This window comes from Hymenobacter pini (assembly GCF_020421205.1).
GTDB classification, from domain to species: domain Bacteria; phylum Bacteroidota; class Bacteroidia; order Cytophagales; family Hymenobacteraceae; genus Hymenobacter; species Hymenobacter pini.
The window spans coordinates 724,838-745,374 of record NZ_JAIZZH010000002.1; the positions used below are offsets into that span (position 1 = coordinate 724,838).

The 20,537-nt window shown below is 59.0% G+C and carries 20 protein-coding genes; 9 read left to right on the top strand and 11 right to left on the bottom strand.

Annotated features, from left to right (window positions below; all coding sequences use genetic code 11):
- Window positions 1–78 precede the first annotated feature (78 nt).
- The gene (gene pncA, locus LF252_RS09735) at window positions 79–669 is read left to right on the top strand and encodes a bifunctional nicotinamidase/pyrazinamidase (protein ID WP_226269390.1); all 591 of its coding nucleotides are present in this window, start codon (window positions 79–81) and stop codon (window positions 667–669) included.
- Between the two features lie 18 nt (window positions 670–687).
- Here pncA and LF252_RS09740 read toward each other — a convergent pair whose 3' ends face one another.
- Complete coding sequence (locus LF252_RS09740; protein ID WP_226269391.1) at window positions 688–1,503, bottom strand: class I SAM-dependent methyltransferase; 816 nt, start codon at window positions 1,501–1,503, stop codon at window positions 688–690.
- Window positions 1,504–1,621: 118 nt separating this feature from the next.
- Here LF252_RS09740 and LF252_RS09745 point away from each other — a divergent pair, with 118 nt between their 5' ends.
- Both LF252_RS09745 and LF252_RS09750 read left to right on the top strand, forming a co-directional pair.
- Window positions 1,622–2,725: a mechanosensitive ion channel family protein gene (locus tag LF252_RS09745; protein WP_226269392.1), complete on the top strand. Its 1,104-nt coding sequence runs from the start codon at window positions 1,622–1,624 to the stop codon at window positions 2,723–2,725.
- Window positions 2,726–2,878: 153 nt separating this feature from the next.
- Window positions 2,879–3,448, top strand: a complete 570-nt coding sequence (locus LF252_RS09750; protein ID WP_226269393.1) for a GNAT family N-acetyltransferase — start codon at window positions 2,879–2,881, stop codon at window positions 3,446–3,448.
- On the opposite strand, the gene LF252_RS09755 is transcribed toward LF252_RS09750, so the two are convergent.
- The gene (locus LF252_RS09755) at window positions 3,429–3,887 is read right to left on the bottom strand and encodes a hypothetical protein (protein ID WP_226269394.1); all 459 of its coding nucleotides are present in this window, start codon (window positions 3,885–3,887) and stop codon (window positions 3,429–3,431) included. The two genes, LF252_RS09750 and LF252_RS09755, sit on opposite strands and share 20 nt — an antisense overlap.
- Before the next feature lie 185 nt (window positions 3,888–4,072).
- Here LF252_RS09755 and LF252_RS09760 point away from each other — a divergent pair, with 185 nt between their 5' ends.
- Complete coding sequence (locus LF252_RS09760) at window positions 4,073–5,590, top strand: malate:quinone oxidoreductase (protein WP_226269395.1); 1,518 nt, start codon at window positions 4,073–4,075, stop codon at window positions 5,588–5,590.
- Between the two features lie 59 nt (window positions 5,591–5,649).
- On the opposite strand, the gene ctlX is transcribed toward LF252_RS09760, so the two are convergent.
- On the bottom strand, window positions 5,650–6,597 hold the full coding sequence (gene ctlX / locus LF252_RS09765) for a citrulline utilization hydrolase CtlX (RefSeq protein ID WP_226269396.1): 948 nt from the start codon (window positions 6,595–6,597) through the stop codon (window positions 5,650–5,652).
- Between the two features lie 228 nt (window positions 6,598–6,825).
- Here ctlX and LF252_RS09770 point away from each other — a divergent pair, with 228 nt between their 5' ends.
- From LF252_RS09770 to LF252_RS09780, 3 genes are all read left to right on the top strand, one after another.
- The gene (locus LF252_RS09770) at window positions 6,826–8,133 is read left to right on the top strand and encodes a PAS domain-containing protein (protein WP_226269397.1); all 1,308 of its coding nucleotides are present in this window, start codon (window positions 6,826–6,828) and stop codon (window positions 8,131–8,133) included.
- Between the two features lie 46 nt (window positions 8,134–8,179).
- The gene (locus LF252_RS09775) at window positions 8,180–8,533 is read left to right on the top strand and encodes a hypothetical protein (protein ID WP_226269398.1); all 354 of its coding nucleotides are present in this window, start codon (window positions 8,180–8,182) and stop codon (window positions 8,531–8,533) included.
- A gap of 113 nt (window positions 8,534–8,646) precedes the next feature.
- On the top strand, window positions 8,647–9,711 hold the full coding sequence (locus LF252_RS09780) for a TolB family protein (RefSeq protein ID WP_226269399.1): 1,065 nt from the start codon (window positions 8,647–8,649) through the stop codon (window positions 9,709–9,711).
- Window positions 9,712–9,722: 11 nt separating this feature from the next.
- On the opposite strand, the gene LF252_RS09785 is transcribed toward LF252_RS09780, so the two are convergent.
- Window positions 9,723–10,493, bottom strand: a complete 771-nt coding sequence (locus LF252_RS09785) for a hypothetical protein (RefSeq protein ID WP_226269400.1) — start codon at window positions 10,491–10,493, stop codon at window positions 9,723–9,725.
- A gap of 234 nt (window positions 10,494–10,727) precedes the next feature.
- On the opposite strand from LF252_RS09785, the gene LF252_RS09790 reads away from it, so the two are divergent.
- On the top strand, window positions 10,728–11,639 hold the full coding sequence (locus LF252_RS09790) for an NmrA family NAD(P)-binding protein (protein ID WP_226269401.1): 912 nt from the start codon (window positions 10,728–10,730) through the stop codon (window positions 11,637–11,639).
- Window positions 11,640–11,708: 69 nt separating this feature from the next.
- Entirely contained in the window at window positions 11,709–12,707 is a 999-nt protein-coding gene (locus LF252_RS09795; protein ID WP_226269402.1) for a glycoside hydrolase family 43 protein, read from the top strand.
- Between the two features lie 10 nt (window positions 12,708–12,717).
- Here the strand turns inward: LF252_RS09795 and LF252_RS09800 are convergent, their stop codons facing one another.
- The 7 genes from LF252_RS09800 to LF252_RS09830 all read right to left on the bottom strand — a co-directional run bounded on the left by LF252_RS09800 (window position 12,718) and on the right by LF252_RS09830 (window position 20,507).
- Window positions 12,718–13,911, bottom strand: a complete 1,194-nt coding sequence (locus LF252_RS09800) for a DUF1624 domain-containing protein (protein WP_226269403.1) — start codon at window positions 13,909–13,911, stop codon at window positions 12,718–12,720.
- 115 nt (window positions 13,912–14,026) lie between these two features.
- Complete coding sequence (locus LF252_RS09805) at window positions 14,027–14,347, bottom strand: GNAT family N-acetyltransferase (protein ID WP_226269404.1); 321 nt, start codon at window positions 14,345–14,347, stop codon at window positions 14,027–14,029.
- Between the two features lie 82 nt (window positions 14,348–14,429).
- Complete coding sequence (locus LF252_RS09810) at window positions 14,430–15,989, bottom strand: FAD-dependent oxidoreductase (protein WP_226269405.1); 1,560 nt, start codon at window positions 15,987–15,989, stop codon at window positions 14,430–14,432.
- 41 nt (window positions 15,990–16,030) lie between these two features.
- Window positions 16,031–16,852 carry a helix-turn-helix domain-containing protein gene (locus LF252_RS09815; RefSeq protein ID WP_226269406.1) on the bottom strand — a complete coding sequence of 274 codons (822 nt, stop codon included), beginning with the start codon at window positions 16,850–16,852 and terminating at the stop codon, window positions 16,031–16,033.
- 89 nt (window positions 16,853–16,941) lie between these two features.
- Window positions 16,942–17,562 carry a hypothetical protein gene (locus tag LF252_RS09820; RefSeq protein ID WP_226269407.1) on the bottom strand — a complete coding sequence of 207 codons (621 nt, stop codon included), beginning with the start codon at window positions 17,560–17,562 and terminating at the stop codon, window positions 16,942–16,944.
- A 279-nt stretch (window positions 17,563–17,841) separates the two neighbouring features.
- Entirely contained in the window at window positions 17,842–18,570 is a 729-nt protein-coding gene (locus LF252_RS09825; RefSeq protein WP_226269408.1) for an NADPH-dependent F420 reductase, read from the bottom strand.
- A 161-nt stretch (window positions 18,571–18,731) separates the two neighbouring features.
- Window positions 18,732–20,507 (bottom strand): AIPR family protein, encoded by a 1,776-nt coding sequence (locus LF252_RS09830; protein ID WP_226269409.1) that lies wholly within the window; start codon window positions 20,505–20,507, stop codon window positions 18,732–18,734.
- Window positions 20,508–20,537 lie beyond the last annotated feature (30 nt).

Consider the following 20,537-nt stretch of genomic DNA (forward strand, 5'->3'; position numbering starts at 1 on the left):
TACTAGTAAGCTCAACCTATTTTGATTCCCATACTTCCCAATTTGCAACCTCGTTCTCCACTGCTACCATAGCCTGCCATGACCGCGCTGTTACTCATTGATATTCAGAATGATTTCCTTCCAGGCGGCTCATTGGCCGTACCCGGCGGCGACGAAATTCTGCCATTGGTGAACTCCCTGCAAGCCCATTACGACCTAGTAGTGGCCACCCAGGACTGGCACCCGGCCGCCCACCAGAGCTTTGCCAGCCAGCACCCGGGGCACCCCGTTTTCTCGCAGATTGACTTGCACGGCCTGCCCCAAACTCTCTGGCCCGACCACTGCGTGCAGGGTACGCCGGGGGCCGAGTTCAGTTCCCTGCTAGACCAGCACCGCATTGAAGCCATTTTTCGCAAGGGCACCTCGCCCGAAATTGATTCGTACAGCGGGTTCTTCGACAATGGGCACCGCAAAAGTACCGGCCTGGCCGATTACCTGCGGGGTCGAGGCGTGCAGGAAGTACACTTATGCGGGCTGGCCGCCGACTACTGCGTGTTTTTCTCGGCGCTGGATGCGTTGCGGGAAGGGTTTCGGGTGGTGTTTCTGGAAGATGCCACCCGGGCTATTTCGGCGGAAGGCTACCAGCAGGCCCGCCAGCAACTGGAGCAGCAGGGCGCCCAGGTGCAGTAAGGTACGGCTGAACAGGCTTTATCGGGGCTTGCGGGCCACCACCGAGTACATCAGGGGTAGCTTGCCGGGCAGGGCGCGCAGCTGATACTGCCGCTCGGCCCGGGCCTCCATGTCCAGGAAGCAGTTGTGGGGCGAGTAATCGTACTCGGCAAACTGCTCCAGCTGCAGCTCATACCGCAGCAGTGCCCCCAGCACTTCGTCCAGGCTATGATTCCAGGACACCGAGGTGATTTCGATGGGCGCGCTCCGGTCGGCGTAGGTGCCGGTTTCGGTTTCGACAATGGTTTGGCGGTTGAAGTACGAGTACTCCACTTCTCTGAATTTGGCGTCGAACATCCAAACTACTGGATGAAACTCTACCAGCACCAACCGGCCACCCGGCTTGAGAAAATGAGCTACTACCGCGGCCCAGCGGTCCATATCGGGTAGCCAGCCCAGCACTCCGAACGAGGTAAATACCACGTCGAACTGCTGCTGCAGGTGCTGGGGAAGCTCGTACACATCGGCGCAGAGGAAGCGGGTATCCAATTGCAGTTGCTGCGCCAGCTCCCGCGCCTTCGCAATGGCCTTTTCCGCCAAATCAACCCCCGTGGCCTGGGCCCCCAGCCGGCTCAACGACAGAGTATCCAGCCCAAAATGGCATTGCAGGTGCAGCACCTGCTGACCGACTATCGGCCCGAGCAACTCCTGCTCTACTGCGCTGAGCGAGAGTTGCCCGGCTAGAAAACCAGGCACATCATAAAACGCTGACTGCACATGGTACTCGGTTTTGGCATTCCAGAGCTGACGGTTCAGTGCCAGGTAATTGTCGGGGGCATTGGGGGTAGCGGACATTGCGCGGACGGTAGCTGGGCTTCGCCTGCAAGGTGCGGAAAAACCGTCGTTTTAGCCCGGCTGATAACCTTTGCGCGCTGGGGCCGGTAAGTAGCTGGTTGAAACTACTGCGCTGCCCATGCCCTTTCAGCTACCCGAGGAGGTGTTACCCGACCAGCTAGAGCTTTTTCTGCGCGCGGCCGGGGTGGTGGTGGGCAGTGCCGCCGTAGGCTGGGTGCTCAACTGGCTGTTTTTTGCGGCGCTGGCCCGCTATGCACGGCGCGAGCACGCCCGGTTGGCGCAGTCGGTGGTGCGGCACCTGCGCCGGCCGGCCAGCTGGTTTTTGCCGGTGCTGGCCATTTCCTTCACGCTGCCGCTCACGCTGCTGCAGGCCCAAGGGCTGGAAGTAGCGCGCCGGCTGGTAGAAACGGTCCTACTCACTACGTTTGCCTGGTGCCTGGTGAAAGCCGTGGATGTGGTACAGGACTTGGTGCAGCGCCATTACCGCATCACCGACGCCGACAACCTGCGGGTGCGCAAGCTGCTCACCCAGTTGCAGTTCGTCAAGAAGCTGGTCGTTTCGCTCATCATCTTTGTGACGGTGGCACTGGTGTTGATGGGCTTTGCCACGGTGCGGAAAATCGGGACGGGGCTGCTGACCTCGGCGGGCATTGCCTCCGTCATCGTGGGTTTTGCGGCGCAGCGCTCCATTAGCAACTTACTGGCCGGTTTCCAGATTGCCTTTACGCAGCCCATCCGGCTGGATGACGTGCTGGTGGTGGAGGGCGAATGGGGCCGGGTGGAGGAAATTACGTTCACCTACGTGGTGCTGCGCATCTGGGACGAGCGGCGGCTGGTGCTGCCCCTTAATTACTTCATCGAAAAGCCCTTCCAGAACTGGACGCGCACTACCTCGCAGCTGCTGGGCACCGTGTTTCTGTACACCGATTACACTATTCCGGTGGACGCGGTGCGCCAGGAGCTGCAGCGCGTTGTAGCGGCCCACCCACTTTGGGACCGGCGCGTGTGCGTGCTGCAGGTTACCGATTCCAAAGAGCGCACCCTGGAGCTGCGCTGCCTAGTAAGTGCCAGCAACTCCAGCCAGGCCTTCGACCTGCGCTGCGACGTGCGGGAGAAGATGGTGCGCTTTATTCAGGAGCATTACCCCGAAAGCCTGCCCAAAACCCGCACCCTCACCGACCCGCCCGGCTCCTCGCTGGCGGCCGCCAGCCTTGAGGGTTAACTCTCCCGGCTGCTCGTCAGAGTTTTGGTTGAAAGCCCAACGGCTTTATTTCTGGCAAGCGTGGAAACCTATTTAGCCGGCCGTACCTTCGTTGGTTACAACCTACCCCGAACGGCCCCAGTTGGGGCTTTTTCGGGAGGTTTTTTCCGCTGCATGATTCGTCTGGACTACTTCACCCCCGAAGATTTCTCCCAACTCATTACCTGGATTGATTCGCCCCACTTGCTCATGAACTGGGCCGGGCCGATGTTCAACTTTCCCCTCACCCCCGATAAGCTGGAATGGTACCTGCAGGACACCAATCTGTTGGGCGAGTCGGACGTATTTATTTTTAAGGGCGTGGATACCGTCACGGAGGCCGTAGTGGGACATATTTCTCTGGGCAGCCTTAGCCAGAAGAACAACTCCGCCCGCATCAGCCGGGTGTTTGTGGCCCCCGAGCAGCGGGGCCGGGGCCTGGCCACTCAGATGCTCACGGAAGTGCTGCGCTTTGGGTTTGAGCAACTGCACCTGCACCGCATCGATTTGGGTGTGTACGATTTCAACGTGGCGGCTATTCGGGCCTACACCCGGGCCGGTATGCACGCCGAGGGCCGCTCCCGCGACATTCTGCGCTACGAGGGCGAGTACTGGAGCCTGATTGAGATGAGCATGCTGGAGCACGAATGGCAGGCCCGGCAAGCACCGGCGGCCCAACCGCTGGCTACTCCGCCGAACCAGTAGCCAGCCGCTGCTGCCCTTCGGCCGAGAGGGCGCGGGTGCGGCTGAGCTGCTTTATGAACGTGGTGCGCCGGAAGCGCAGCGCCGACCAATCGGCATCAATGGCCACCATGCGCACCGGCTCAAAGCCTAACTCGCCCAGCATGGCCCAGCCGGTGTCCCGGTTGAAGTTGCAACGGTATTTTTTGGAGCTGCCTTTCGGGTAGACAAACCACAACACGGCGTCGCCGGGGGCTTGGGCCGCTAGCTTCGGGGCCGTGGCGTTGATTTCCTGCTGGGTGGTGGCAAACACCAGGGCGGCGTCCACGGGCTGATCCAAGGTTTCCGTAACGGTAGCCAGGGCGCGTAAATCGGCCAGCAGCTCGGGCAAATCAGCCGGGAAGTTTTGCACGAATACCGTGGTACCTTCTTTGAGGTTAAGCTTTTTCAGAGTGGGGTTCATGCGGCGCGAAACAGGAGCAATAAGGGGAATGAAGCGCGTAACTGACAGCAAATGACGGCACGGAAGCAGCCCACGAAGCTAGCAGATTTGAGGGTCGGCGCTACCTCAACCGCAGATTTCTTCAAAACCCAAAGCCACCTTTTTCGCTTTCTGCCGTACTTCGTAAGTCCTATTCTGAACTACGCATGAGCACGACCGACAGCGCTGCTCCTCTCACCGCCGATGTGGTGCTGATTGGAGCTGGAATCATGAGTGCAACCCTGGGCCTGATGCTCAAGGAGTTGCAACCCGACCTCACCATTGCCATTTTTGAGCGGCTCGATGTGGCCGCCGCCGAAAGCTCCGACGCCTGGAACAATGCCGGTACCGGCCACTCCGCGTTCTGTGAGCTGAACTACACCCCCGAGCAGCCCGACGGCAGTATCGACATCAGCAAGGCTATCAAAATTGCCGAGCAGTTTGAGCAGTCGAAGCAGTTTTGGGCGTACCTGGTGGAGAAATACCAGGTAACGGGCGTTACGCGCTTCATTAACCACATTCCGCACCTGAGCTTTGTGTGGGGCCCAAAAAACGTGGAATTCCTGCGTAAGCGCCACGCCGCCCTCACCCAGTCGCCGCTGTTTAAGGGCATGGAGTTCAGCCAGGACCGCGCCGAGCTGGAGCAATGGATACCCTTGGTAATGGACGGCCGCGACCCGCAGCAGCCCGTGGCCGCCACCCGCATGGACTTGGGCACCGACGTAAACTTTGGCTCGCTTACTCGCGGCATGTTCACGCTGCTGCAGGAGAAGCCCGGCGTGTCGTTCTACTTCCACCACGATGTGGACAGCCTCAAGCGGAAGGAGGACGGCAGCTGGCGCGTGAAAGCCAAGGACCTGACCACCGGCGAGAAAAAGAAAATCCGGGCTCCGTTCGTGTTTATCGGGGCCGGTGGGGGCTCGTTGCCGCTGCTCATCAAATCGGGTATTCCAGAGGGGTCGGGCTTTGGTGGCTTCCCCGTGAGTGGGCAGTGGCTGAAGTGTATCAACCCCGAGGTAATTGCCCGCCACCACACCAAAGTGTACGGCAAGGCCGCCGTGGGCTCCCCGCCCATGTCGGTGCCGCACCTGGATACCCGCGTGATCAACGGGCAGCAGGAGCTGCTGTTCGGGCCCTACGCCGGTTTCAGCACCAAGTTCCTTAAGCAGGGCTCCTACCTGGACTTGCCCCTGTCGGTGAAGCTGAGCAACATGCGCCCCATGATTATTGCCGGCCTCAAGAACATTCCGCTCACCAAATACCTCATCAACCAGGTGCGGCAGTCGCCTGAGGACCGGTTGGCGGCCCTGCGCGAGTACCTGCCCGAAGCCCGGGCCGAGGACTGGAAGCTGGAGACGGCCGGCCAGCGGGTGCAGGTTATCAAAAAAGACGCCAAGGAGGGCGGGGTACTGGAGTTTGGCACCGAAGTGGTAGCCGCCGCCGATGGCTCCATTGCCGCGCTGCTGGGTGCCTCGCCCGGGGCTTCCACGGCCGTGAGCATCATGGTGGGCCTTATTCGGCGGTGCTTCTCCGATAGTGCCCGCACGCCTAGCTGGCAGGCCAAAATGCGGGAGATGATTCCGTCGTTCGGCAAAAGCCTCAACGACGATGCCCAACTGCTGGAGCAGCAGCGGGCCCGCACCAGCGCCGTACTGGGCCTTACCGAGACGGCCCCGGCCAGCTAATCACCCCACACGTTAACCTATTGCAACGGCCCCGCCTCCACTGGCGGGGCCGTTATTTTTCACGCGGCCGGCTCAGCTTCCACCACTTCCCGGGCTGGCAGGAACACCTCGGCCAGCATGCAGCGGGCACTGCCGCCCCCGATTGTTTCGATGGTGGGAATGGCGCAGGGCAGCAGGGTGGCATAATGGCTGAGGCGGAACCGCTGCGCGGGCGTGAGGACATCATACGCACTCTGTGACATCACCAGCAGCTCGGGGCCGGTGGCCGGGCGCAGCGTAAGCATATTGCCCGCAAACCGGCTCACCTGCGCCAAGCTGATGGCTATAATTCCGTGGCCGGTGCTGGTGAGTGAATCTACCACGGCGGCCCGTTCGGCTTCGCTGCGGATACTTTCCAAGCACACTACCGCAAAGCCCGTGCCCACGCACATCATCACGTTGGTATGGTAGATTTCCTGTCCCTGCGCATCGTAGGCCCGGAAAGGCACGGGCCGGTAGCCTAGGGCGGCGCACACCTCGGCCAGCAGTTCGGGAGCCGTACGCGCCGACAGTCCGGCGTACGCAACACGGTGCACGTGGTCGAACACAATGCTGCCGGTGCCTTCCAGAAATTGTCCGGCCTGCTCCCGGTCGGAATAATCCAGAATTTTCTGTATAGTGAACTGCCGGCCCAGCGCAGCCAGTACATCGGGCCGGCGCTCGGCGCGGCGGTTGGGGGCGCACATGGGATAGAGCAGCACCCGGCCGTCGGGGTGAAAAGAGCCCCAGTTGTTGGGAAACACGGCGTCGGGGGTATGCGGCTCGGGCGTGTCCTCAAACACTAGTACCTGCACCCCCTGCCCACGCAACCGGGCTACCATGCTGTCAAACTCGGCAAAGGCCCGGGCCTGAATAGCGGCGTCATCGGCTCCCGGCACAAACCCCTGAAAGTGGTTGGACAGGGCCGTTTCGGGGTTGAACGTGAACCGGGTGGGCCGCATCATGAATACGGTGGAGGTGGACTGCATACTGCAAAGCGTGGGTGGAGGCGCAAAGAAAGCAACCACCCGCCAAATAATCTGACTCCCGACGGCTGATTTGCAATTAGTTAAAGCTCGTTCATAGACAAGCTACGGACGAGCTCATTTTGGGAGAATCTTTGGGATGGGTTCCGCCGAAAACTCGCCCTTTGGCCGTACCTTTGCCTACTTGCTTATATCCTGTGCCCGGCTTGCTCCGGTAATCTGGCCTTTTCTATGCAACCCCAACTACCTACTGCTACCGAGTACTTCGACCTGTTCCGGGCGTTGCCCGACAAATATCTGCTCCTGTCGCCCGAGGGCGTGGTGCTGGATTTGAACGACGCCCACGCGGCGGCCTCCCTGCCCCAGCGCCGGCGCGAAGATGTGGTGGGTCAGGATTTCTTTGCCGTGTGGCCACCCAATTCGGATACTGAGGGCGACGTGGTGCGCCGCTCCCACGAGCACGTGCGCCAGCACCACACGGCCGATACCATGCCCCTTATCCGCTACGACCTACCACTCCCGGCCGAAGCGGGTGGTGGGTTTGAGCAGCGCTACTGGGAAGCCACGCATTTTCCGGTACTCACGCCGGAGGGCCACCTGCGGTTTATTCTGCAGAAAACCGAGGACGTAACCGAGCAGCAGCTGGCCGCCCAACGCCACGCCCAAGTACAGCGCGAGCTGGACGAGCAGCAGCAGCGCACCCGCTTTATCCTGGAATCGTTGCCCGTAATGGTGTGGACGGCCACGCCCGACGGCAATTGTGACGGCTCCAACCTGCGGCTGCAGCAGTTTACCGGCTGGACAGCCGAGCAGCTGCTGGGGCGCACCTGGCACGAGCTGATCCACCCCGCCGACCGGCCCAACTCTGAGCAGGCGTGGCAGCAGGCCGTGGCTACCACCTCCGATTTTCAGGTGGAGTACCGCATGCGCCGCCACGATGGGCAGTACCGCTGGCTGCTGGTGCGCGGCACGCCTCGGCTAACGGCCACCGGGGCTATCCAGATGTGGATTGGCAGCTGCACGGATATTCACGAGCAGAAGCAAATGGTGCAGGAGTTGCTAGAAGCCAACGAGCAGCAGGCCCTGCTCTCCGACCAAGCCTACGCCGCCTCCCAGGCCGCTACCAACCAGCGCGACGCCCTCTATGGCTTGCTGGAAGCGGCCCCAGCCATGTTTGCCATTCTGCGCGGCCCCGAGTACCGCTACGAGTACGTGAACCCCGGTTACAAGGCGCTGTTTGCGGGCCGCACCTTGGTGGGCCGCACCGTGGCAGAAGTAGTTCCGGAGGCTACCAGCCAGGGCTTTACTGCTCTCCTCGACCAAGTATATGAAACCGGTGTGCCTTTCTCAGCTACCGAAGCCCCGTTCTCGCTGGTTGGCTCTGATGGGCAGCTTCGGCAGGTGTACCTGAATTTCTCTTACCAGCCCTTCCGTGAGAATGGGCGCATTGTGGGGCTTTCGGCTTTCGCCTACGACGTGACCGACCTAGTATCGGCCCGCCGCACCCTCGACCAATTAGGCAATCAGCCGCGCGGCTAATCTCCTCTCTTTTCGCTTTTTACCCGAGAGGTCTACTCTCGCCTATATGGAACTTACCAGCCTGGACTTTCAGCAGGCCCGCATCAAACAGGTGCTCTTTAAGTCGCGCCTGCGCTCCGTGCTGTACGGAGTGCGGGAGGCGGACGAGGCCCTGTTTTCGGCGCGCGACAACCCGCTGGGTCAGTGGATTGAAACGGTCATCAAGCCACAGTCGGGCTCCACGCCAGCCGTGCGGGAATTGGAGCGCCTGCTCCACGACATGCTGCAAACCGGCCGGCAACTGGTAGCCATGCACCAGCGGGGCCAACTGGAGGAAGCCCGCAAGGGCCTGGAGCAAATTGAAACCTACGGCACCAAAATGGAAGACGTGCTCCGCAGAATGGAGCAGGAGCTGGTGTAGCCCGCTCGACTGACTTCCCCACGCTTATTCGAAGCCCCGCCCAACCGGCGGGGCTTCGTTGTATAAAATGGGTAGAGTTGACAGGAAGATACCAAGCCTGCTATATTCCGAGCATGAAACCCCGTACTCTTCTCCCCTCTCTACTGTTAGCCGGCACCGCCCTACTCCCCCTAAGCTTGCAGGCCCAAACGAAAGCGCGCCCGGTGGCCAAGCCTGCTGCCCGGCCCGTAGCGGCCCCGGCGTGGGCGGGGCGGCTGGTACACGCCTACTCCGGCGACCTGAACACGTATTCGTTTGCAGCTAAAACCGATCAGCTGCTGCTTCAGAATGCCGGTCAACCCTTTGTGGCGGCCGATGGCGACGTGTACTACGTGCACACCGGTTTCCCGAAGGCCAACGTGCTCATCAAGAAAAGCAACCCCACGGCCACCCAGTTTCGCAATGTGCTGGATATGTCCAGCGACAACCCCGACTACAAGCAGGCTCTTGAAGAGTACAGCGTTATCAGGGGGACGGGTATTTCGGCGGTGCTCAGCAGCCTGCACGACCCGCGCGTATCGCCAGATGGCAAGTATCTGTCGGTTACAATAATGGGCTACCCCGGGCAGGCTTTTGCGGCGAACTGCGTAGCAGTGTTTGACCGGGCCACCGGCAAGCTCGTCACCAAGTTTGATAACCGGTACTACGGCACCTGGCTGCCCGATGGCCGGCTGCTGATGTGCGGGGCGCACAAATCGGGCAGCGTGAATGGCAATGAGTACGCCCCCAAAGAGCCTGGCATCTTCCTCACTGATGCCAGCTTGGCTAATCCTAAGCGCATTGACCCGGGCCTGGACGAGCCGGCCCCCTACCATGCTCAGCCCAGCCCCGATGGTAAACAGGTGGCCTTTGTGCTCAACAACCACGTATGGGCCATGAACCTCGACGGCAGCAACCTGCGCCAGCTCACGGCCGCCGCCAACGACAACATCGAAACTTACCCTACCTGGTCGCCGGATGGCAAGTACGTGGCGTGCTGGGCCTACAAGAGCTTTGAGCGGAGCTTCTACACGGCCATTGCCGTGGTGCCGGCCGCTACGCCCACGCCCGTGTCGCTCACCGACGCCGCCCCCGTGTGGCCCCGCGACGGCCGCAACTACCGTATCAGTGGCGGCAGCGGGCAGTTCTCGTGGCGGTGAAGCGGGTGGTGCTACTGCCGCTTGTAGGCTACACTTTGAAAGTAGAATCGCACCACTTTCCCAGCTTTATCCATCTCAAACGGGAAAGCCACGCCCTGGCTGGTACCGCCCTGCGGATTGGTAAGCCGCAACTGCCAGCCCGTAAGCTGCCAGCGCCCGGCCCCGTTGCTGGTACCGCCCGTGGAAGCCGTGCTTTGATTAGAGGACACCTGGCTGCTTAGCACCCCCGATTGGGTGTAGGTGCCATCGGGCTGGAAAGTGTAGGTGTTGGAGGCCGCCGTGGTGCCCCCGCTAAAGCTAACGGAGTTGCCGCCCTCAAAGGTACCGACCAGCTGCTGCGGGCTGCTGAATGGCTTCACGCCCACAAAAATGCCCATGTCCCAGTTGAAGGCATCGGCGTGCACATCCTCCAGGGTACTGCTGCTTTTGCTTTTATCGGCCCAGGTAATGGTCATGTCGGCACTCTTTACGGTGAAGGTGCCCCGCTGGCCGGCCGGAAGGGCTGCCAGCTCAGCCGGGCCTAGTCCGGTAGGGTTTTGGTAGGCGTGGCCGTCGGCGGTGAAGTAGTAGCACGATTTCTCCAAGGAGCGAGTGGCAATCCAGTAGCGCGTCATAAAAAACAGACCCTGCGGCTTGCCACCCACTATTTTACCGGCCAGGCTCACCCCGGCCGCGCTACCCTCGGCGCTGGTATCGGAACAGGCCGACACCCAGAATAACAGAGCCCAGGCCAGGGCCAGCCGCCCAAACCGGCGCGGCAGCGTGCGTAAAAAGCTATGCATAACAATGTGGGGCGGTCTTATAGCGGGCCGGAGTCTGGTTCCCGGCCCGATGACCAACCACGGATAATGTATTAGCATGCCTACCGTGGAGCTAGCCAAGTCGAGTAAGCGGCCCAAAAAGTCTACTAAGTGTGCCCGGCAGCTGTTGAGTTCTAACCTTCGGGCAGCCGAAGCAGTACGTACTGGCGGGGAGCTACGGCGGCTTCCGTTACCGCTTCTTCGCTGCTTTTTGCTATGACCGTTTCTGAAAACTTCTTCGTTGTATTGGCTGGTGCTACCGGCGAACTGGGCCTGCTCATTGCCCACCACCTGCGCCAGCGCGGGGCCGCCGTGCGCGCCTTGGTACGGCCGCAGTCGGCCAATTCGGCCGAGGCCGAATCGTTGCGGCTGCAGGGCGTGGAGGTAGTGCCGGTTGACTTCAATAGCGTGCCCGAGCTGACCAAGGCCTGCGCCGGAGCCAGCTGCGTGGTATCGGCGCTGTCGGGGCTGCGCGACATCATCGTGGAAACGCAGGCTCGGTTACTCGATGCGGCTGTGGCGGCCGGGGTGCCGCGCTTTATCCCGTCGGATTTCTCGGCCGATTTTACCCGTCTGCCCGAAGGCGCTAACCGCAACTTTGACCTGCGCCGGGAGTTTCAGCGGCGGCTGGCCCAGGCCCCTATTCAGGCTACCAGCATCCTCAACGGCATGTTTATGGATTTGCTCACTGGGCAGGCGCCGCTGGTGCAACCGGGAATTGGGCGCATTGTGTACTGGGGAGATGCCCATCAGCCCCTCGATTTTACTACCATGCGCAACACCGCCGAGTACACCGCCGCCGCCGCTCTCGATGCTACCACCCCGCGCTATCTGCGCATTGCCGGGCAGGTGGCCAGCATTGAGCAGCTCCGCAAAGAAGCCGGCGCGGCGCTGGGCCGGGAGTTTAAGCTGCTCCGGGTGGGCAGCCTGGGTGTGCTGCAGGGTTTGATTGCCGTTACCCGCACGCTGGCCCCGGCCCCAACTGAGCCTTTCCCAGCTTGGCAGGGCATGCAGTACATGCACAACATGCTCAGCGGTCAGGCCAAGCTGCCGGAGCCCCTCGACAACGACCGGTACCCCGGCATCCGCTGGACACCCATCCAGGAGGTGCTGACCCAATTACGCTAGCCCCTGCGTGAACCCGCTGAAATATGGAAGCCGGGTTGCTATTTGCCTGCTTTTTAGTTTCTTCAGCCTATGATGAAGCTACTGCTCAGCGGGCTTGTGGGCCTGCTGCTTCCCTGCCTTGCTTTGGCGCAGCAAACTCCCGCCGCTACACCAGCGGCCCGCACCGCGCAATCCGGCAACCCGATCTTCCCCGGGTGGTACGCCGACCCGGAGGCGGTTATTTTCGGGAAGCAGTACTGGGTGTATCCTACTTACTCGGCGCCCTACAATCAGCAGGTGTTCATGGATGCCTTTTCCTCGCCCGACCTGGTGCACTGGACCAAGCACCCACGCATCATTGATACGGCCAGTGTGAAGTGGGCCCGCCGCGCCATGTGGGCCCCGGCCGTGGTGCAGAAAGACCAGAAGTACTTTCTGTTTTTTGGGGCTAATGATGTGCACGAAGGCGAAACCGGCGGGATTGGGGTAGCCGTGGCTGACCGACCAGAGGGCCCTTTCCGGGACTATCTGGGCAAGCCGCTTATCGGCAACATCCATAACGGTGCCCAGCCCATCGACCAGTTTGTATTTAAGGACACGGATGGGCAGTATTACATTGTGTACGGCGGCTGGTCGCACTGCAACATTGCCCGCCTCAAGCCCGATTTTACCGGATTTCTGCCCTTCCCGGATGGCACCGTTTACAAGGAAATCACCCCGCAGCAGTATGTGGAAGGCCCCATCATGTTCCGGCGCGGGGGCAAATACTACTTCATGTGGAGTGAAGGTGGTTGGACTGGCCCGAATTACTCGGTGGCTTATGCCGTAGCCGATTCGCCGCTGGGGCCCTGGCAGCGAGTGGGCCGGGTGTTGCAGCAGGACCCGGCCGTGGCTACCGGGGCGGGCCACCACTCGGTAATTCAGGTGCCCGGTACCGATGAGTGGTACATTGTGTATCACCGCCGCCCCCTCTCCGAAACCGACCAGAACCACCGCGTTACCTGCATCGACCGGCTGTATTTCGACCAGCAGGGCCGCATTCAGCCCGTTAAGATTACCCAAACCGGCGTGGCGGCCCGCAAGCTGTAGTCCGTGGCCCTTACAAGTAAGACAGCCACCAGTAGGTGTGCCGGCGTTTAAAGTTCCGGTACCAGCGGCAGGGCCAGTACAGCGCCAGCACCACCACGACCCACACGGCGTAGGCCCGCCACAAGCTGGGAGCGTAGGCAGCGGGCCAGGTGGGCGGCGCGGCAAACGATAGGTTGATGGCCGAGCCAAATGCCAACTGGGTCCAGACCCAAGCCCCGGCGCTGATGAGCAGCAGGTGCAGCACAAAATAGAAGAACGGCACCTGCCCGTACGTGCGCAGCCACCGCGCCGGGCGGTTGTCCGGGGTTTCCAGTTGGCTCAGCAGCAACAGGGATACGCCCAGCGTCAGGCTCAAGAACAGCAGGGAGGGCGGATATTTGCTCACATTCAGAAACGACAGTGCCGTAAACAGTCCGCCGCGGGGCTGCACGCTCCAGGGCGCGGAGTCACCGTACCAGTTGGTGGCCCGCAGCCCCGCAAACAGCATCAGCAAACCCGCTCCGGCCAGCCGCAGCAGCAGGTTCCGCTCGGGCAGCGGCTTGGCAAACCACGGCCCCACCACGTAGCCCGCCAGCATTACGCCCAGCCAGGGCCCCACAGAATACGCCACCAGCACCGCCGGCACCGATGAACTCAGCGGCACTACAAAAGGTGTATTGTGCAGCAGCGCCCACCCCAGATTGTGCTCCGTAACGGGCTGAATGAACGGCAGCGCATCATGCCCCAGCAGGATACCGGCCGCCAATACCGCCAGCACAGGCCGCGGCAGCCACAGCAGCCCCGCCAGCAGCACCATACCGCCCCCAATGGCCCAGATGACCTCCAGCACCAGCAAGTTGTAGCTCCATTCCAGCAAGAAGGTAATAACCAGCACCTCCACCACAATCAGCCACAAACCGCGCGTTAGTAAAAACCGGCTGGTAGCGCCCTTGCTTCCCTTCTTCTGCAAAAGCAGCCAGATGCTCACCCCTGACAGAAAAACGAAGGTAGGCGCACAGAAATGCGTAATCCAGCGCGTAAAGAACAGCCCGACGGAGGCTTTCGTAACGTCCTCCGGCCGGAACACCGTGGGGCTCCACAGTTCCCGCACGTGGTCCAGCGCCATGATAACCATCACCAGCCCGCGCACCGCATCCACGGCCCGTACCCGGGAGCTTTCAGAGCGGTTTAAGACAGTGGCGGGCAACTCGGCAGCTGATTGCATAAAATGAGGGGAAGGTTACAAGGAAACATGTGCCTGGCGGCACTAAACTGGCAGCGTCGGCACCAAGGCCCACCAACCGCTCGGCAGTGGCTACCGGGTAGCTGACCTACTATCCTTACTCTTCTCGAAGCCAGCGCTGGTAGGCCGGGGCTACCAGCCGCTGCCATTCCGGGTGCCGCTTCAGGTAGCTCGTCACAAAAGGGCACAGCGGAATCATCAGCTTGTGCCGCCGCTCCATTTCCAGCAGAACCTTCTCCACAATAGCCGTACCTACCCCCTGCCCCTCCAGCTGCGCCGGCACCTCGGTGTGGAACAGCGCCAGATTCCCATCCCGCTCCCCGTACTCCATGAAGGCAATGCTGTGGTTCACGGTCAGCTCGAAGCGGTGGCTGCCGTTGTTGTCAATGAGAGGCAGGTCTTGCAGTTCGGGTTTCATAGCGGGGAAGTAGCAGGATGCGTGAAGAAGACGGGCGGCGCGGGTTGCCAGCTAAATGTAGCACGGAAAGCGTATGCCACGCTTAGCTTTGGCCCCCAAACCACCGGGCCGCCGCTTGCCGCAGAGCTTGCACGTCCGGCTCCTCACTTGCCGCCCAGGCTACAAAGCCATCTGGCCGAACCAGCAGGGCCTGCAACCCTAGCTGCTGCTGCGCCTGGGCAGCCACGTACTTGAGCTGGCTGCCGTATTCACTTGCCAGCGCGGGCAGGAAGTTGTGGTTCCCGAAATCCAGCAGCATGCCCCGGCCGTCGTGCAGTAGCTCGTTGCTAGTTGTACCATCAAGGAAAGCGAAATGTGGCGCGCTGCGACCAACCAGTGGGTGGCTCTCGCCCAACTCATACTGCGTGGACAAGCCCCAGATACGGCCGGCAAAATAAGTGGCCCCGTCGCGGGTGTGGAGCAAATCCTGCAGAATACTGCGCAAGGCCTGGCTTTCCGGCGTGGGCTTCATTACGGCCACCTGGGCCCTTGACCAATCCAGCACCTGCGCACCCACGGGGTAACGCTCGGCGTAGTAGCTGTCCAGCAGGTCGGCGGAGGCGGTGCCCTGGATGGTGGCGGCCAGCTTCCAGCCCAGATTCAGGGCGTCGCCCATGCCCAGGTTTAGCCCCTGCCCGCCCAGCGGGGAATGGATGTGGGCGGCGTCGCCGGCCAGCAGCACGCGGTCGTGACGGTACTGGGTGGCCTGCCGGGCCCGGTCGGTCCAGGCAGTGGCGAGGTGCAGGGCCGTAACGGTTACGTCGGTGCCGGAAATGCGGCGGATCAGGGCCTGCACGTACGGTAGCGTGAGGGGCTGCCCAGCTTTGTGAAATGCGCCCCCGTCGAACTCCTGCAAAATCAGATAGCCGGGCTGGGACTGCCAGTACATACCCGCGGGGGTAAGCGTGCGGCCCGGGCGGAGCTTTTCAGGGCCGGCTAGGTCTACCTGCACGGAGTAACCGGTAAACTCGGGCTCAGTGCCGGCAAAGTCGAAGCCGCCTTGCTTGCGCACCACGCTACGGCTACCGTCGCAGCCCACCAGCCAACGGGCGTGCAGCACTTGGCTACCAGCTTGCACGGTTACCGCGTCGTCGGTCTGCTGAAAACCGGTAATCCCCAGCCCGCGCCGGATGGTGACGCCCAACGCTTCAGCGCGGCGGGCCAGCACCGCTTCTAGTTCCTGCAGCTCCGACATCAGCAGCGTCTCAGTGGAGCCGGGCAGGCGGTACGGCCACTGGGCGGCGTCCACCTGATCGAGCGGAAACTGCAGGCCGGCGAAGTGCCCGCCCGGTTTGGGCCGGGCCCCGGGGCTGCCCGCCGGGGCCGCTGGCAGCAACGTGAAGCGTTTGTGCAGCTCCAACTCCTGCAGCAGCCCGCGCCGGTCCAGCGCCTCCGTCGACAGTGCATTGAGCCCGCGCAGCCCAAACGGCAGTTGTTTCAGGGGCGACTCAGGTTGCTCGGCTTTTTCCAGTACCAGCACCGTGCATTGGCGCAGGGCCAGCTCGGCGGCCAGAAACAGTCCTACCGGCCCCGCACCGGCAATAACTACATCGTAAACGCCCGGTACTGAGGTAGCGGGCAGATTTTGTGGTGTCTCGCTCATACGTGAATGATTGAGCCACAAAATTCCGGCAGGCGTCGGCCTTAGGCTTGTAAAAACGCGACAAAAGCGTCGCTGAATACCTGCTGCCCCTGCCGGGCGTTGCGGGCGAAGGCCGCGGGCGAGGTACCGCTGTAGCGCTTAAACTCCCGGTTCAGGTGAGCCTGGTCGGAGTAGCCCAGCTCGTGAGCCAGCGCCGCCAGGTTGGCCTCGGGGTGCAGCCACAGGTGGTTGCGCACCTGCTCAAAGCGCAGCAGCCCCGACACATCTTTCACCGTGCGGCCCGCCGCCTGTTTAAACTTCCGCTCCAGGGTGCGCACCGTGGCGTGGGCCGCTTCCGCCACCTGGCTGACGGGCAACGTACCGCCCGCCGCCCGCATGGCTTCACCGGCTTTGGCCAGCGTGCTGTCGGGAGCCACGCCTTGCCGGGCTTGCACAAAGTATTCCTGCGTCAGGGCCAGCGCGGCCTCTATGCGGCCAGCTTCTACCAGTTTCGTCAGGAGCGGTTGTAGTCCCGCTATTGGGTGCGCAAACGTGCGCACGCCGCCCCCACCAGCGGGCAGGCCCAGCAAATCGAACACCGTCCAGGGAAAGCACTTCACCCCGATGATATGCAGCAGCCCCTCCCCGTGTAAGCGCACCGGCTGACTAAGCAGCCCCATCAGAAACGGCGACGGCAACGCTTGCGCGTGGCCCCCGGGAGCTGCAATGCGGCACGGCTGCCCGAAGTGAAAGATGATTTCCGCCGAGCCATCCGGCACAATCTCAAAGCCTGCCGGAAACGCCGCAAAGTCGATGCAGGTGTACCAGAAGCCCTGAATGGCATCCTGTAGCGCGGCCGGAGCGGTAATTGCCTGGTGGTGCATGAAGAAAGCTAGGGTAACGCATTCAAGGCCTACAGGCTAACGCCTGTCTGTATCGATGCTACTGCCCGACACTGCTGCTACTTCTCGCTTTAGCACGGGAAAAAGAACTCCACTTCCTGCAAGCGCCCGTTTCGGAACAACAAGCTCAAGGACGAATCGGTCATCTCGCCCTGATACCCGAACGGCAGGCTGACTACTTGCTCGGCGCGGCCATCGGTTGATTCTTCGGCTTGCTTGACGGCCAGGGGGTAGTAGCGCCGCAGGTCCTCCAGGGTGGTGCTTTGATTGAGGGTGACTTTGCCCAGCTTACCGCTGAACTTGCCCGTAGTTACGTCGAAGCTGTGCAGAAGGGCGTGGGAGCCGTTCACCTCGTACATGGTCTTGCCATAGAACCACCAGTCGCCTTCCGGGGCATCAGCGGGTAGGTCTAGCTGACTGCCGCACTCTACGGCACCTTTTTCTATGCGGTCAGGGCGGCCGAGCTGACGTTGCAGCGCCTGCGTGGTCAGTTCCCGGTGCAACTGCCCATTCACCGTAACCGAACTATCCTGTATGGCCTCGGAAGCAGGGGCCGCTAGGTTACTCTCCGGGGCTGGCTGCGGCTTAGGTGGCTCCGGCGCGGCCGTTTCTTGTGCAGCTGGGGGTGTTGGGTTACTCTGGCAAGCGGCCAGCAACATCAGCCATGCCGAGAGAAGTACAGTTGATTTCATAGAAGCAGATTAGCACGAACCACACTGGCGGCAAGAGCAGCACCGAGGTACCCAGTGGGCTTTCTTAGAGCGCAAGATAGGCTGACGAAATGACCGTGCGGTGGCGCTGAGCAAATCACCCACATAAAAACGTCATGCTGCGCGTAGCAAAGCACCTCTACTGCTTCCCCGGGCCAGTTGAGTAGCCAGAGGTAGAGATGCTTCGCTACGCTCAGCATGACGTGCTATACGTTGCCAGCAAGCTCAAGCTGCTTGCCAGCGGATGCTTTCGGCAGGCCCTTACTTCAGCTTGATGCCCTGGTCGGCCATAGCCTGCTCGGTTTTGGCGTGGTTGGCTAGGAACTCCTTGTGCTGCTCCTCGGTGCGCTCAGTGCCCAGGCTCTGCAGATGCTCGCGCAGCTTGTCGGCGGGCATATCGGCGCCGTAGGAAGGCGTGCCGGGCTGCTGCCGCCACGACTGGTGCAAAGTGCCGGCGTCCACGGCATCGAAGCCCAGTTCCTCCACCACGGCCATTACTTTCTGCTTGGCGGCGGCATCGTCGGAAGCTACGGGCAGGGCAATGCGGCCGGGCGTGCCCTTGGGCTGACCCTTATCCACAATGTGCTGGGCGTAGATGTTGTTGAACACCTTCACCACGGGGCGGCCCAGGTGCTGCTGCACCCACTCGCTCTCGGTGAGGCTGCCGGTTTCCAGCTCCGCAATCTTGCCGTCGCGCAGCATGGGGTAGTAGTTGCTGGTATCGATAATGGGCGTCTCGCGGGGCACGCCGGCCAGCAGGTCCTTGGGCAGGTCGGGAATGTTTTTGAGCGGGATGGTTACCACCACCAGGTCGGTGCCGTGCTGGGCGGCTTCCTCGGCCGTTACGGCTTTGGCGCCGGTTTTCTGCGCTACGTCTTTCAGGGTTTCGGGCCCGCGGGAGTTGGCAATGTATACCTGGTGGCCAAGGCTCGTCAGCCGCACGGCGAGGGCGCTGCCGATGTGGCCGGCGCCGATGATTCCGATGTTCATAGTTCAGTTGTTTGGTTCGTGCGCCGGTGATGTGCCGGTGCAGGGAGGTAAACAACGGAAGTGGGCGTTTTGCTTTTTTCTCGTTAGAGTGGGGCTAGAACGAACAACGCCGCCGGAGCGGGGCTCCGGCGGCGTTGAAAAGGACTATCACTCATGAACTATTAAGACCCTTTCTTTCTATTATTCCTTACGCTCTTTGTAACCGTTTTAGGCGTATATGACGGAGCGTATTGCTTCTTCATATATTCACTAATAAGTGAAGAAAAAGCTTTGTTTTTGCCTATATTCAGAATATTATCTTTCGGAAATTGCCTTTGATATTCGTTAAGTATTTTGATAAATATTTTAACTGATTTATCGAATTTATTTTTAGTATATTTCTTTAAATCCATATCCGCAACATCTTTTGCCTTATATCCACCCTTTCCTAATACAACTGAAGTAACTACTCTTGCAAGATGAAGTTTGAAATTCAATGTTTTTTCTTTATCGACACTTTCATCCATTTCCAACCAGTTGTCGAATGTTTTTTGAACAATCAAACATGAATTTAAATAGGCATTAAAATCAACATTTTTATCAAATATTTTTCTATATCTAGTTGTTTCTTTTGTTAATGCATTAGGCCTAGACTTAGCATTATGCGCACCTTCTAGCAATATAGATTCAATACTTTGAGCAGTATATTGAATACTAAATATTCTTTTTGATGGTTTACCAATATTACTATAGAAATTACGTCTTCTATCATAGAAATATCCTTTATTCAAAAAATACATTTCTATCTCTCTTTGAATTTGCTCAGTGGCGCGCAGTAAATCAGGAGAGACAGGATTTTGACTGTTCGTAGAAGCTATGATCTTATCAATAGTTTCCTTATCTTGACTAACTATAATTTTCACCAGCACAGAACGAGGGTCAATACCTATTTTATAAAATCTGCCTATTGTGTATGAAGTTTGCAATCCATTAACTATTTGCACATTCACTAAATGAAGGTCTTTCTCAACTTGGTTGACTTTATCCGCAATAATTGTTATTCCATTATTGAGCCACCAAAAATCTCTGTCCAACTCAGAATCTAAACTTTCTTTAATCCTGTTGTTAACATCTACTTCACCTCTATAGTGCCTGATATTACTTTCAAACAATTCCTCTCTAATCATCTTATTATCGTCAGTTATAAACTTGTAATAATCTTCAAGTTTAACAATTCCAACATATCCAACGCCACCATTTTTATCATATTTCGTAGACGCAGGTTGCTCTTTAAAGGTAAGAGGCAACAAAACTGATTTCTTTTTCTGAAAAAGATCAAGAAGCGCTTGAGCATCAATCAATTTAAATTCAACGTAACTACTTTTAGTTTTCAACTTAGTAACTTCAACTAGCTGTTCTATTTTTCTATAAAAAGCCTTGTTTATTTTTATCTCATCAGCAACTGATGCATAGCTATAATGAAATTTTATTTCACCACCATTTGCGATAGTTTTCTTCCATAACTCTCTTATTATTAATATTTTATCAACAAGATCAGCATTGAATCTCTCCAAAAGATATGACTGATCTTTGTCGAGTTCAAACACTATTGGCATAGTAGTTATTAGCTTATCTAAAGCACCTTCCTTAAAAGAATTCTCTTTTTTATATTGCGCTATATACACATCTAGCACACCATTACCTTGAAATTTAATACTCGCTATTTCATCAAATGATCTAACATATTCACCGTTAACAAATGAAGCAAAGCAATCTACGCCTCCATCAGATCCGCTGCCAACTATTGTACTAACTATTTCATCGTATGATAAATTATAAATTTTAAGAGTTTGGGCTGAAGAAAAGACCTCAAATATATTTACAGAGCTAAGCTCTATCTCATTATCATGCTTGTATTGCTCGATACAACCTTCCAAGATGATTTTTGTGTTGCTCATTTTATACTTTGTATTATGTGATTAGAATTT

What these genes read in the sequence shown, in the direction of transcription:
- pncA (WP_226269390.1), top strand. Translation starts at nt 79, where the DNA reads ATGACCGCGCTGTTACTCATTGATATTCAGAATGATTTCCTTCCAGGC.
- LF252_RS09740 (WP_226269391.1), bottom strand. Translation starts at nt 1,503, where the DNA reads ATGTCCGCTACCCCCAATGCCCCCGACAATTACCTGGCACTGAACCGT.
- LF252_RS09745 (WP_226269392.1), top strand. Translation starts at nt 1,622, where the DNA reads ATGCCCTTTCAGCTACCCGAGGAGGTGTTACCCGACCAGCTAGAGCTT.
- LF252_RS09750 (WP_226269393.1), top strand. Translation starts at nt 2,879, where the DNA reads ATGATTCGTCTGGACTACTTCACCCCCGAAGATTTCTCCCAACTCATT.
- LF252_RS09755 (WP_226269394.1), bottom strand. Translation starts at nt 3,887, where the DNA reads ATGAACCCCACTCTGAAAAAGCTTAACCTCAAAGAAGGTACCACGGTA.
- LF252_RS09760 (WP_226269395.1), top strand. Translation starts at nt 4,073, where the DNA reads ATGAGCACGACCGACAGCGCTGCTCCTCTCACCGCCGATGTGGTGCTG.
- ctlX (WP_226269396.1), bottom strand. Translation starts at nt 6,597, where the DNA reads ATGCAGTCCACCTCCACCGTATTCATGATGCGGCCCACCCGGTTCACG.
- LF252_RS09770 (WP_226269397.1), top strand. Translation starts at nt 6,826, where the DNA reads ATGCAACCCCAACTACCTACTGCTACCGAGTACTTCGACCTGTTCCGG.
- LF252_RS09775 (WP_226269398.1), top strand. Translation starts at nt 8,180, where the DNA reads ATGGAACTTACCAGCCTGGACTTTCAGCAGGCCCGCATCAAACAGGTG.
- LF252_RS09780 (WP_226269399.1), top strand. Translation starts at nt 8,647, where the DNA reads ATGAAACCCCGTACTCTTCTCCCCTCTCTACTGTTAGCCGGCACCGCC.
- LF252_RS09785 (WP_226269400.1), bottom strand. Translation starts at nt 10,493, where the DNA reads ATGCATAGCTTTTTACGCACGCTGCCGCGCCGGTTTGGGCGGCTGGCC.
- LF252_RS09790 (WP_226269401.1), top strand. Translation starts at nt 10,728, where the DNA reads ATGACCGTTTCTGAAAACTTCTTCGTTGTATTGGCTGGTGCTACCGGC.
- LF252_RS09795 (WP_226269402.1), top strand. Translation starts at nt 11,709, where the DNA reads ATGATGAAGCTACTGCTCAGCGGGCTTGTGGGCCTGCTGCTTCCCTGC.
- LF252_RS09800 (WP_226269403.1), bottom strand. Translation starts at nt 13,911, where the DNA reads ATGCAATCAGCTGCCGAGTTGCCCGCCACTGTCTTAAACCGCTCTGAA.
- LF252_RS09805 (WP_226269404.1), bottom strand. Translation starts at nt 14,347, where the DNA reads ATGAAACCCGAACTGCAAGACCTGCCTCTCATTGACAACAACGGCAGC.
- LF252_RS09810 (WP_226269405.1), bottom strand. Translation starts at nt 15,989, where the DNA reads ATGAGCGAGACACCACAAAATCTGCCCGCTACCTCAGTACCGGGCGTT.
- LF252_RS09815 (WP_226269406.1), bottom strand. Translation starts at nt 16,852, where the DNA reads ATGCACCACCAGGCAATTACCGCTCCGGCCGCGCTACAGGATGCCATT.
- LF252_RS09820 (WP_226269407.1), bottom strand. Translation starts at nt 17,562, where the DNA reads ATGAAATCAACTGTACTTCTCTCGGCATGGCTGATGTTGCTGGCCGCT.
- LF252_RS09825 (WP_226269408.1), bottom strand. Translation starts at nt 18,570, where the DNA reads ATGAACATCGGAATCATCGGCGCCGGCCACATCGGCAGCGCCCTCGCC.
- LF252_RS09830 (WP_226269409.1), bottom strand. Translation starts at nt 20,507, where the DNA reads ATGAGCAACACAAAAATCATCTTGGAAGGTTGTATCGAGCAATACAAG.